The organism is Rhodanobacter denitrificans (assembly GCF_003335105.1).
Classification (GTDB): domain Bacteria; phylum Pseudomonadota; class Gammaproteobacteria; order Xanthomonadales; family Rhodanobacteraceae; genus Rhodanobacter; species Rhodanobacter denitrificans_A.
The window spans coordinates 58985-71428 of the sequence record NZ_QFWQ01000010.1; the positions used below are offsets into that span (position 1 = coordinate 58985).

At 60.5% G+C, this 12444-nt stretch carries 9 protein-coding genes; 7 read left to right on the forward strand and 2 right to left on the reverse strand.

What is annotated here, in order from left to right:
- Positions 1-140 precede the first annotated feature (140 nt).
- From DEO45_RS15230 to DEO45_RS16525, 5 genes are all read left to right on the forward strand, one after another.
- Positions 141-3764 carry a methylmalonyl-CoA mutase family protein gene (locus DEO45_RS15230; RefSeq protein WP_114345382.1) on the forward strand — a complete coding sequence of 1208 codons (3624 nt, stop codon included), beginning with the start codon at positions 141-143 and terminating at the stop codon, positions 3762-3764.
- Positions 3765-3964: 200 nt separating this feature from the next.
- Positions 3965-4525, forward strand: a complete 561-nt coding sequence (locus DEO45_RS15235; protein WP_223250896.1) for a hypothetical protein — start codon at positions 3965-3967, stop codon at positions 4523-4525.
- Complete coding sequence (locus DEO45_RS15240; RefSeq protein ID WP_114345387.1) at positions 4522-5445, forward strand: Kiwa anti-phage protein KwaB-like domain-containing protein; 924 nt, start codon at positions 4522-4524, stop codon at positions 5443-5445. Before DEO45_RS15235 ends, DEO45_RS15240 begins: the two co-directional genes overlap by 4 nt.
- Before the next feature lie 265 nt (positions 5446-5710).
- Positions 5711-6310: a hypothetical protein gene (locus DEO45_RS16520; RefSeq protein ID WP_147269706.1), complete on the forward strand. Its 600-nt coding sequence runs from the start codon at positions 5711-5713 to the stop codon at positions 6308-6310.
- A 207-nt stretch (positions 6311-6517) separates the two neighbouring features.
- Complete coding sequence (locus tag DEO45_RS16525; RefSeq protein WP_147269707.1) at positions 6518-7252, forward strand: sel1 repeat family protein; 735 nt, start codon at positions 6518-6520, stop codon at positions 7250-7252.
- 357 nt (positions 7253-7609) lie between these two features.
- Here DEO45_RS16525 and DEO45_RS15250 read toward each other — a convergent pair whose 3' ends face one another.
- Both DEO45_RS15250 and DEO45_RS15255 read right to left on the reverse strand, forming a co-directional pair.
- Entirely contained in the window at positions 7610-7948 is a 339-nt protein-coding gene (locus DEO45_RS15250; protein ID WP_114345390.1) for a hypothetical protein, read from the reverse strand.
- 284 nt (positions 7949-8232) lie between these two features.
- Positions 8233-8877, reverse strand: coding sequence for a glutathione S-transferase family protein (locus tag DEO45_RS15255; protein WP_114345392.1), 645 nt, complete (start codon positions 8875-8877; stop codon positions 8233-8235).
- Positions 8878-9078: 201 nt separating this feature from the next.
- On the opposite strand from DEO45_RS15255, the gene DEO45_RS15260 reads away from it, so the two are divergent.
- The gene (locus tag DEO45_RS15260; RefSeq protein WP_114345394.1) at positions 9079-10233 is read left to right on the forward strand and encodes a serine hydrolase domain-containing protein; all 1155 of its coding nucleotides are present in this window, start codon (positions 9079-9081) and stop codon (positions 10231-10233) included.
- 417 nt (positions 10234-10650) lie between these two features.
- On the forward strand, positions 10651-12126 hold the full coding sequence (locus DEO45_RS15265) for an MFS transporter (protein WP_114345396.1): 1476 nt from the start codon (positions 10651-10653) through the stop codon (positions 12124-12126).
- Positions 12127-12444: the final 318 nt, after the last annotated feature.

A 12444-nucleotide genomic window follows, 5' to 3' on the forward strand; every position in this document is an offset into this window, starting at 1 on the left:
AGAAGCGATCCCGGCCTTCGCCGGGATGACGTGATGATGGGCCGTGACGCGCCATTCTTTAATGGCTAAAGACCCGAAACTCCGCGCTCCCTGTCGATCCACTAGAATCGACGCGATCAAGCACAGATGTCGGAGTTGCCATGAGTTCCCCCGCCAAGCACGTCCCCGCCAGCGCCACGCAGACGGAAACCACCCCGCTGCGCTTCGTCACCGCGGCCAGCCTGTTCGATGGCCACGACGCGGCGATCAACATCATGCGGCGGATCATCCAGTCGCAGGGCGCGGAGGTGATCCACCTCGGCCACAACCGCTCGGTGGAAGACGTGGTGCGCGCCGCGCTGCAGGAAGACGCCGACGCGATCGCGCTGTCGTCCTACCAGGGCGGCCACGTCGAATACTTCAAGTACATGGTCGATATGCTGCGCGAGCGCGGCGCCGGCCATGTGCGCGTGTTCGGCGGCGGCGGCGGCACCATCACGCCGGAGGAGATTCGGGAGCTGCAGGCCTACGGCGTCGAGCGCATCTACCACCCGAACGACGGCATGAAGCTCGGCCTGGTCGAGATGATCGAGGACGTGATGCAGCGCGCCGGCGCGGGCGCCGCGAAGCGCGCCGAATCCGAGCGCTCCGCATCGAAGCAGCACGCCGTGCCCAAGGTCGACATCGACGACGAGATCTCGATCGGCCACATGCTCTCGGCCATCGAGGAAGGCAAGCTCAGCGACGGCGAACTCGAACACCAGCGCAAGCAGTGGAAACTCGCCGGCAAGCACACCCCCGTGCTCGGCCTCACCGGTACCGGCGGCGCCGGCAAGTCGTCGGTGGTGGACGAACTGCTGCTGCGCTTCCTGCACGCGTTCCCGCACATGCGCATCGCCGTGCTCGCGGTCGATCCGACGCGTCGCCGTTCCGGCGGAGCCCTGCTGGGCGACCGCATCCGCATGAACTCACTGCGCAGTCACCGCGTCTACATGCGCTCGATGGCCACCCGCCGCCAGCACGCCGCCACCAGCGTGGTGCTGCACGACTGCATCGACTTCCTGAAGAGCCAGCCGTACGACCTGGTGATTGTGGAGACCGCCGGCATCGGCCAGAGCGATTCGGAGATCGTCGACCTGGTCGACTTCCCGGTCTACGTGATGACCAGCGACTACGGCGCCGCCAGCCAGCTGGAGAAGATCGACATGATCGACTTCGCCGACCTGGTGGTGCTGAACAAGTTCGACAAGCGCGGCGCCGAAGACGCGCTGCGCGACGTGCGCAAGCAGTGGAAACGCAACCACACCGCGTTCAAGGTGGCCGACGAGGACGTGCCGGTCTACCCGACCATCGCCAGCCAGTTCAACGATCCGGGCGTGACCTGGATGTTCGCCAACCTGTGCCGGCTGCTGCGCGAGAAGCTCCATCTTGAACCCTCCCCTTCCAGGGGAGGGCAGGGTGGGGTTGCTTCTGCCGTGCATTGCGACTGGACGCCGCAGCTCGACACCACGCTCAAGGAGCCGCGCGCCACCGTGCTGATCCCCGGCAGCCGCGTGCGCTACCTCGCCGAGATCGCCGAGCAGGGCCGCGCCATCAACAAGGGCATCGAGACCCAGGCCGAATACGCCAGCAAGGCGCAGCACTACTACGAGGCGTTGAAGGAACTCGGCGACGACAAGCTGCCGCGTCCGCTGGAGTTGTACCGTAGCGCCGACCTGCAAATGCCGCCAACCTCCCAGTCCGTCATCCCGGCGCAGGCCGGGATCGCATCACCCACGGACGATCAGCCGAAGAGCGATTCCGGCCTGCGCCGGAATGACGAGCACGCAGTGGACCGCAGCCTCCTGCTCCTGCGCCAGCGCTACAACACCGCGCTGAAGGAACTCAGCCACGAAGCCATCCATCAGCTGCGCGAATGGCCCGCGCTGTACGCCTCGGTTACCGCCGACGTCAACGAATACAAGGTGCGCGACAAGGTCATCCGCGTGGAGAACTACCGCGAATCGCTGAGCCACCAGAAGGTACCCAAGGTGGCCCCGCCGAAGTCGAAGGACTGGGGCGAACTCGTCACCTTCCTCGGCAAGGAAAACCTGCCCGGCCACTACCCGTACACCGGCGGCGTGTACCCGTACCGCCGCAGCGGCGAAGATCCCACCCGCATGTTCGCCGGCGAAGGCACGCCCGAGCGGACCAACCGCCGCTTCCATTACCTGAGCCAGGGCGGCGCCGCCACGCGCCTGTCGACCGCGTTCGACTCGGTCACCCTGTACGGCGAAGACCCCGCGCCGCGCCCGGACATCTACGGCAAGATCGGCAACTCCGGCGTCAACATCGCCACCCTGGACGACATGAAGAAGCTGTACTCCGGCTTCGACTTGAGCGCGCCCAGCACCTCGGTATCGATGACCATCAACGGCCCCGCGCCGATGATCCTGGCGATGTTCATGAACACCGCCATCGATCAAAACGTGGAGAAATACCTGCGCGAGGACGACGCGCGCTGGGCCGCCGCCGAAAAGAAGATCGCCGCGCTGTACAAGGACAAGCCGCGCCCGCAGTACCAGGGCGAGCTGCCCAAGGGAAACAACGGCCTCGGCCTCGGCCTGCTCGGCGTCGCCGGCGACGAACTGGTCGATGCCGAAACCTACGCCCGCATCAAGACCGAAACGCTGACCCAGGTGCGCGGCACCGTACAGGCCGACATCCTGAAGGAAGACCAGGCGCAGAACACCTGCATCTTCTCCACCGAGTTCGCGCTGCGCATGATGGGCGACATCCAGCAGTATTTCGTCGACCACAAGGTGCGCAACTTCTACTCGGTGAGCATCAGCGGTTATCACATCGCCGAAGCCGGCGCCAACCCGATCAGCCAGCTCGCCTTCACCCTCAGCAACGGCTTCACCATCGTCGAGTACTACCTCGCCCGCGGCATGAAGGTGGACGACTTCGCGCCGAACCTCAGCTTCTTCTTCTCCAACGGCATGGACCCGGAATACACCGTCATCGGCCGCGTCGCCCGCCGCATCTGGGCCCGTGCCATGCGCGAGCGCTACGGCGCCAGCGCGCGCAGCCAGATGATGAAATACCACATCCAGACCTCCGGCCGCTCGTTGCACGCGCAGGAGATCCAGTTCAACGACATCCGCACCACCTTGCAGGCGATGTACGCGCTGTTCGACAACTGCAACTCCCTGCACACCAACGCTTACGACGAAGCCATCACCACGCCCACCGAGGAAAGCGTGCGCCGCGCGGTGGCGATCCAGATGATCATCAACAAGGAACTCGGCCTCAACTTCAACGAGAACCCGTGGCAGGGCAGCTACGTGGTCGACACCCTCACCGACCTGGTCGAGGAAGCGGTGTACAAGGAGTTCGAGGCGATCAGCGAGCGGGGCGGCGTGCTGGGGGCGATGGATACGATGTACCAGCGTGGCAAGATCCAGGAAGAGTCGATGTATTACGAGCACAAGAAGCATGATGGGTCGTTGCCGTTGATCGGCGTGAATACGTTCCTGCCGAAGGATCATGGTGGGGAGATTGCCACCGAGATCGAGTTGATCCGGTCGACGCCCGAGGAGAAGGGGGCGCAGATCGCCAACGTGAAGACGTATGGCGAAGCGCGGAATTTGCTGGTGCCGGAGAGCCTGCGCACGCTGCAGAACACGGCGAGGGAGCGGCGGAATGTGTTTGAGCAGTTGATGGAGGCGGTTAAGTACAACTCGTTGGGGCAGATTAGTCATGCGTTGTATGAGGTGGGGGGGGAATATCGGAGGAATATGTGATCTCACATGATCAAAAAGCGTCTGAAGTCTCGAGCGCTTTTTGTTATCTATCGTTTGCTCGATATATCCCTCTGCAACAGTAGTACTGTCCGGTAGGTATTGTGGTACGGGAAGTACCTGATTTCGACATCCAATGTCGGCATGGGATATCTAAGAAACTGAATGACGGGGGCAGGATGCAGTTCCGACTGATATCTGCGATGGTTCTTTTCATCGGATCGTACTTTCCGTTGGCAGTCATAATGCTGGTGCAGGATATCCCGAAGAAATACCTGGGTGCGCCATTCTGTGGGATGGCATCTCGATCAAATTGCACCTTTCAGATATTTGAGCACCCATGTTTAGCGCTGGGCAGCGTGTTACTCACTGGTGTTTCGTTGCTCTTTACTCATTGGAGTCTTCAAAGGATAAAGCTACGGTTTGATGTGGAAGTTATTGAGACAAAGTCGATACCGAACGACCTTATCAATTATGTTTTTCCCTACATCGTCTCTTTCATGGGGTTAAGCTACGGAGACTCGGGAAAGACGATGGGTTTTGTTGTCTTTCTAATTGTCTTGTTCGTCATTACGTATAGATCTGGCCAGATTGTGATGAATCCGTTGCTCATCATTTTTGGCTGGAGGATCTACGAAGCGAAGATGGTAATCGGGCAGAACAAAGAAGTAAGAATCACTAGGGTACTCAAGCAAGGCAAGCTGCTACCAGGAAAGCAGCGAGCTGAAGAAGTGCAAGACTTTTACTTTACGGGGAATCCATGACTAAGGAAGCTTTTGATAGCCTTCAGGCCTTCGACTTTGACAATGCGGACGTCCATCTGTGGGTCTTCAAGCGAAGTACGACCGCAGCAAAGTATATTGCGAACTATGTGCGGACAGATGATGAGCTCGATTCGGCCATGAGGACATTCGCCAAGCATGAAAAAGGGCGAATCACAGAGTGGTCGCCGTACAACTATCTGGCGCAAACCAACGAAAATGGATGTCTGTCGGTCGGTGTGGGTGAGACCAACTTTGGACTGCTGAAAGAACTTGTAGATCGCCCCGAGGCAGACTGGGCGGTCAATGACATCAAGAGACTTCGTGGGACTGTTGGCTATTTGGTTAAATTCGTGCATGGAGGTAAGACTGTCTACGCAGCGAGGCGTTCACCAAATACTTGGAGGCCAGCGTACAAGAAGAAAGGCGTCATTAATGTTCTCTTTCAGAACGGCGAGCTCTCAGCAGTCCAAGGAGATGAATTTACTCTGGAGCCCAACTTTGACCTGTTCTGCTTGGATGACAGCATCCTGATAGCCAACAAGGGTGGCTTCGAGTCTGTGATGCAGTATCGGAGTGGCTATGTTGTTGCATTTGGTGATCTTCAGCAGCAGCAGCAGTTCGTTGCTCTGTTCACGGATATACAACCGCTAATTGATCACGTTGGAACCAATTCGACACACCTTCGCCGTATGGCGGTGGTCCAAGAAAAGAGTCTCTACGCGAATCCTGGTTTCATCGCAGCTGTGCAGCAGGTGAATGCCAATCGGAATTGGGGCATCGTTTTTGATGCGAGCAATCGGATCGTTCCGACTCCTGAAACTGCGGCAGTAATTTTGAAAATTCTTCTCGATCAGCGTCTATTGAGCGAAATTACCCAGATCATGTATGACGTTCCGGACGGTGTTCCAGTTCACGCGTAAATTCACAAAACGGCTAAAAAAAGCGCCACCATTTCACGGGAAAAAGGTGCTAGGGACAATTTCTGACAGCGCTTTACAGCTTACGAACAAAGGGGCCGGATTCATTTAATTTTGATTTTCGGCGGGCTTGGGGGGTCTTCTGCGGAGCCTTATGCCGGCTGACCGCTGGGCATCCAAAAAAAGGGGTGGCGTTAATTTAGCTGCCGGAAAAGTGATCGAGCTCAACAGATTATTTAGGCGGTACGTTTAAAAAAGGAGGAGGGGGATGAACGCAGCGCTTACGGTGTCCGGGGCTTTGGTTGTATTTCAGTTCTTTATTGCGTTGATATTATCTATCGGCGTTGCTATCACGTCTCGTGGATATAATCCTGAGCATGGTATTAGGATTCAAGCTGCCAAGAATCCGGTTGTCATTTTGTCCCTTATTTTAGTATCAACGATTATCACTTTGGGGCCAATCTTGGTTACTGATAGCTTTGCTGCCACGTGGGGTCCTGCCTATGGCGCGACTTCGCATTTCGGATTTAGCATTGGTCATGTGAAATTGTGGGTATTTGTTGTTGATATATTAATGATATCGTGGATTATATCTAAGACGGGTGGTTGGAAATCCAGTCCGTTTCCGGCATTGCCTTTCAATATCCCAGTGATAGCCATTTTGCTTGGAGAGAGTGGCTTGCGTGTGGGGGCCTATGTTTGCCTGATATCAGCTATATATGGTTTGTCGCTTTACGTTGGGCGAAGTCACTTCGTTGGCTCAAGGGCAGGAAGGGCGGAGGATGATGTATCTTTGTGGGTGGTAACTGTCTTGGCACTTACCATGACGACGCTTATTGGCGTGTTTACGCGCCATGTTGTTCAGTGACATCGAGAAAAGGTGTCAGGGACATATTTTTTATAGCCGCCGAAACCGGGACGGAGGAAGTTAAATCCGACCCGTTTAACTTCCTCCGTCCCCTTTGCTCTGCTTTGTAGAAGAAACAAAACCGAGGACTGGGAAGAATGAGCGCGCGCACATGTACCCATAGCTGAACCAAGCATTGGTTCTAGAATTGGCCAAAGGCATCAACGCATGAATCTGTTTCAAGGCAGCTGGTTTAAGAGCACGAACGACTCGATTGAGAGCCGGTATCAACAAGGTGTCAGCTACTTAAAGGCTAACTATCACTCCGGCGCCGACAGATGCCTTCGTGAGGCCGCGGCCGGTGGCCACGCGTCGGCGTTGTACAATCTCGCAATACTTCATGGCTGCGGCGTGTTGAGTCCGTATGACCTCGACTTTGCTGCTACGTGCTACTACAAGGCGGCAAAGCTTGGACACCCATCCGCCGCAAAGAGTGTTTTCATGCTAGAGGCCGCAGATCGTGGCGGCTTCGGCTCCGATAACTTGGCCCAACTAGCAGCCAAGACTCCACCAGACCGGTGGTTTAGTTCGATCCTGATGATTTGTGCGACTCGCTATTTCAGCGCCGTCTCAAAGCTCCATGGTGCGACCGATTTGGTGATCGCAAGTGAACTCCATGGTGCGTCCATTAGTGAATGCCCAGGCATTCTTAGCTTTATTGAAAGGACGGGCGTGCCGACAAGCCTCTATAGCGACCATCGAACGTATCTTGAGCCAGGGTCGGCGGCGGATCAGATAACGGATGGACTCAATAGTTTCTCGGCCGCGCTGAGGGCGGCCGGCAACGAAAGGATGCTTTGGATTGCAGCAAGGTGCACGATCGTGGGCTATATGATTTCCAAAACATCTCTAGGTGACAGCAGCAAACCACTACTTGGTCTGGTCGACTTTTACAACCAGTAGCTGTCGAGGTCGGTAGCGGAAAACCGTCTGAAAAAGGTGTCAGGGACAATTTCTGACAGCGGTTGGGGGTTTGGGACGAGGCGGCCGCTGGAACTGTGCTGATGGTCGTCGGCGGGCCGGGGTGGGACGCTGTCGGGCATGGCTCGACTTCCACGTTTCGACCTTCCCGGCATTCCCCAGCATGTGGTGCAGCGGGGAACAACCGACTGCCTTGTTTCCTGGATGACCTGGATCGCCAGCGCTACCTGCAGTGCCTGCATCATGCGCTCGAGCGTTTCGAAAGTCGGGGTCAGAGTGCACTTTTCGCGTGCGCACTCTGATCCCGGTTTCTGTTCGACGTTCAGTACAGCACGTTGTCTAAATCGATCGGGCAGGTATGGGCAACTGGCTGAGCTGTTCGGCTTGCTCGCTGAGGAAGTACAGGGCGGCGAACAGGCCTTCGGTGGTGGGAGCATCCAGCGGGCTGCAGCCGGGTTCGATGGCGTCGCTTTGGCTGTTTGCGTGGAGGTCGCGGAAGGCTTCGCTGTTGGCGAGGACGCGGGCGAGGGCGCGAATGGCGATGGTGATGCCTGCCAGGGTGGCGGCCTCGTGTTGGCCGAAATCGGCCTCGGCGAGTGTCCAGTAGGGGCGCGAGAGCGGGTTGGTGGGAAGGCGCGCAGCGTCGCGCGCGACTGCCGTATGATCGGACTTAGCCATGATCAACTCCTTCGAAGTTGGTTGTGGTCAGCGGGTCACATGGGTTGCAGCCCATGCGGCCCGCGCTGGTTTTGGTCTTGAGGATTTCCTTCGGTGGCGGTTTTCTCCGGCCGGTGGCTATTGCGCTTCGGCGGTTTTCATCATAAGGCGCAAGGAAAAAAAGTCTGTCAGGTGGGTGGGTTTAATTTGTAGGGAATGGACTTTATTTTGTAATCCATGTTTTTGATTAATTCATGGGGTGTTGTTGGCGCTTTTCGGAATGAATGCGAATATGCCAATAGTGGTTATTGAACAGGCGTTCTGGCGAACCATGCCTTCCTGGATTCACAGGTCTCCATGGCGCGCTGGTAGCCTTCGCGGGCGCTGGTGCGGGCGATATAGGATTTCTCTGTTTCGCCAAGGGCGATGCCTGCACCGTATTGCGCCAGTTCCAGCGCGTACGTCACCGAAATGTCGGCGGCTGTAAACATCTCACCGGCGAGATAGGGCGTGTGCGCCAGCTGCCGCGTCACCAGGCCCAGCCGGCTTTGGAAAACGTCCAGCGCCTGACCGGCGCTCCAGTTCTGCCGCTCGGACTCCGGCGCAAAACCGCGCGCGCCGACGACAAAGTAGATGGAGGCCGCGAGGCCGGCTTCACCAAGATGAAGGAACTGCTGGTAAGCGGGGAACGCCGGATCGTGCGGTGCGGGCGCCAGCGGCGTCGGCCCGTAGCGGGCCATCAGGTACTCCATGATCGCAATGGACTCGACCATGGTGACGTCGCCGTCCCGGATCGCCGGGATGAAACCGGCAGGGTTGATGGCCAGGAACTCTGGGTCTTTCTCGACGCCGGCCAGCAGGTCCACCGGCCGCAACCGGTACGCGAGCCCCATCTCTTCCAGCAGCCAGACGACCCGAAAACCTCTTCCTTCGCCAAAGACGGTAATCATCGCCAGTCATCCTCCTGTGGTTCGGCCTTGTCGGCCCTGCCACAGGAAGACGAACGGGGCCTTCGACAATCGACATCGACCACTCGCCCGTTGGGCGAGGCCAGCGAGGGAAATGGTGACACCTTTTTACTCATATGCGCCGAGGCCTCCGTCTGGAAGAATGGCCCATCGCCCCGCCGAGGGCTTGCTTGAGCGGGATTCATGATCAAGGAAGGTCGCCTCCGTCGGGTGGGGCTCGTGGTGTTGCTGCTGGCGGCGCTGGCGAGTGCGTGGTGGGCATGGTTCCGGCCCGTGGGGCCGCGCCAGGGACCCGCCCCGGTTGCACTGCAGGATGGATGGACCGTGTCCTCCCCCGTGGCCGAAGGGCTCGACGCGCGCGCGTTGGAGCAGGCCGTCGGGGGCGTGCTGGATAAGCCGCTCGACGTCCACGCTGTGCTGGTGGAGCGCCACGGGCGGCTGGTCAGCGAGTCCTATCAGGGCGGCATGGACCATTCGGTGTATGCGCTGGTCTCGATCAGGCAAGGCTTCGGACCGCAGCAGCTGCACGACGTGCGGTCAGTGGGGAAAAGCATCACCAGCCTGCTCTATGGCATCGCTCTCCGCGAGGGGCGCGTGCCGGATCCGTCGGCCCGCGTGCTGGCCTCGTACCCCGCCCTGGAACGCACCGCCTCGCCCGAATCGCGTGCCATCCGCATACAGGACCTGCTCGACATGAGCAGCGGTCTCGACTGGCGCGAGGGCGAGCCCGGACGGGACGACGAACTGCGCCTGTTCTGGAGGCGCGACGTGCCGGGCTACGTGTTTTCCCGCCGGGTCATCCATGCGCCCGGTACGGCGTTCAACTACAACGGTGGCGGCACCGCGGTGCTGGCCGACCTGATCACGCGGGGCGCGGGCATGCCGCTCGATGCGTATGCGCGCCAGCGCCTGTTCGCGCCCATGGCGATCACGCACTGGGCTTGGATCGAGGACCTGCACGGTCGGCCCATGGCCTTCAACGGACTGCGCATGCGCCCACGCGACCTGCTGAAGATAGGGCAACTGGTGCTCGCGCATGGGCAATGGGACGGGCGCCAACTCGCGCCCGCGACATGGATCGATCGTTCGATGCAGCCGCACCTGGCGACGGGCGTGAGCGATTTTCGCTACGGCTCACAGTGGTGGAGCGGCAGCGTGCGGTGGCACGGGCAGCCGGTCACCTGGCATGCCGCGTTTGGCAATGGCGGGCAACGCCTGTTCGTGCTGCCGGCGCTGGACCTTGCCATCGTCACCACCGCTGGCGCGTACGACCAGCTGACCACCGCCATCGCGGTGAACCGGCTGGTGCAGGGCGTGGTGGACTCGGTGCGGGAGTGAGCCGGGCGCAGCTCGCGCTCCGTTCGCCATGTCCAGGTTCGGGTCGTCTCCGATCGTGCCGCGTATTGTCCGGGACATATGGGGACAGAGGGAATTAAACGTTCCCCCGGCTGGATGCCGGATCACCGTGGCCGGCCGCGCCGGCGCAGTCGGGCAGGGCGACCCTGGGCTTTTCGATCATGGCCTGGAACGTGACGTCGTCCGGCGCTTGCTCTTGTTCATGCGGATGCCCGGCAGTTCGTCCTTGCCCCAAGACAGCGGTAGGTTCACTTCCTGATCACGCAGGACGCACAAAATCAGCGAGGTCACGGAACGGCGCCGGGAACGACTACGGGGCTCTCATTCGGGGCTATCGAGAAGTGAGCCGGGCCCCTTTGCTGCGGTCGTCGAAGATGGCTTGAACCCCGAGGAGGTCGCATGAACACCGTCGCCGCGCCCGGTCAGCCATCCACGCCCTTCCAGGGCAACGACCGCCTGCTGTTCGGCATCATCATGGGCGTGGTCGCGTTCTGGCTGTTCGCCCAGACCACGCTCAACATCGCGCCGGACATGCAGCGCGACCTTGGCATCGGTGCCGCCACCATGAACATTGCGGTGGCGCTGACCTCGCTGTTCTCGGGCATCTTCATCGTGGTCATGGGCGGGCTGGCCGACCGGGTCGGGCGGTTGCGGATCACCCGCATCGGTTTCTACCTGAGCATCGCCGGCTCGCTGCTGGTGGCGATCACGCCCACCGGCGCGATGGCCGCGCCGGTGCTGCTCGCGGGGCGCGCGCTGCAGGGTTTGTCGGCGGCCTGCGTGATGCCGGCCAGCCTGGCGCTGGTGAAGGCGTACTGGGATGGCGCCGCGCGCCAGCGCGCGGTGTCGCTATGGTCGATCGGTTCGTGGGGCGGCGGCGGGCTGTGCTCGCTGGTCGGCGGCTTGATGTCGCAAAATTTGGGCTGGCGCTCGATCTTCTGGCTGGCGATCGCGGTCAGTGCGCTCGGCCTGTGGCTGATGCGCGGCACGCCCGAGAACAAGGCCGAGACCCACGGCGACTACAAGTTCGACCTGCCCGGGGTGCTGGCCTTCATGGTGGCGATGCTGGCGCTGCAGGTGTTGGTGACCCAGGGCAACACGCTGGGCTGGAGCAGCCCGTCGGTGCTCGGGCTGATCGCTGCGACGCTGGTATTCGGCCTGCTGTTCGTGCTGATCGAGCGGCGCTCGGCCAATGCGTTCTTCGATTTCCGGCTGTTCGGCAACCCGACCTACACCGGCGCCACGATTTCCAACTTCCTGATCAACGCCACCGCCGGCACGCTGATCGTTTCGCTGCAGCTGGTGCAGCTGGGCGGCGGCATGAATGCGCAGCAGGCGGGCATGCTGACGCTGGGCTATGCGATCGCGATCATCGCCTTCATCCGCGTGGGCGAGAAGTTGCTGCAGCGCTTCGGCCCGCGCAAGCCGATGATCTGGGGCTGCCTGATCACCGGAGTGGCGATCGCGCTGCTGATGCCCACGCAATTGCTGCTCGGGCAGTACAAGGTGCTGGCGGTGATCGGCTACTCGCTGTTCGGCCTGGGCCTGGCGTTTTACGCCACGCCGTCCACCGATGCGGCGCTGTCCAACCTGCCGGCGGCGCAGGGCGGTTCGGGCTCGGGCATCTACAAGATGGCCTCGTCGCTGGGCGCCGCCTTCGGCGTGGCGATCTCCGCCGCCGTATTCACCGCGCTGGCAGGCGACAGCAACAGCGTGCGCTGGCTGGAGGGCGTGATCACCTTCGCCGGCCGCCAGGACAACCTGGCGGTGCGCGAAGCCGCCTTCGTGGCACTGGGTTTCAACGTGCTGATGGTGGTGGCGGCGATCGTCTCGATCGTTCTCACCGTGCCCAGGGGCCGCAAGACGCACGACTGAGCGCGGGTGGGCGGCTCGGGTGTGGTTCGCCGGTCGATACAGCCACGCCGAGGCCGCGCCTGCATCGCCCGTGCGCCGACCTCGGAGGTCGATTCCGGCGCCGGGCAAAAAGCTCGTCGTTTCGAGCGGGTGGACCCGGAACGCCGAGTTGTCTGCTCGGCATGCCGAGCTCCGAACTCAGCCGCCCGACACCAAGGCCAACCGGATGCACGTGGTTGCCCATCAGAACGCAGACGTGGATTCCCAGGCCATGCTTCGCGGCGCTCTCGCCCAGCAAGTCGAGCCAGTGGCGACAGTCGTCGTCATCCAGAAATACCG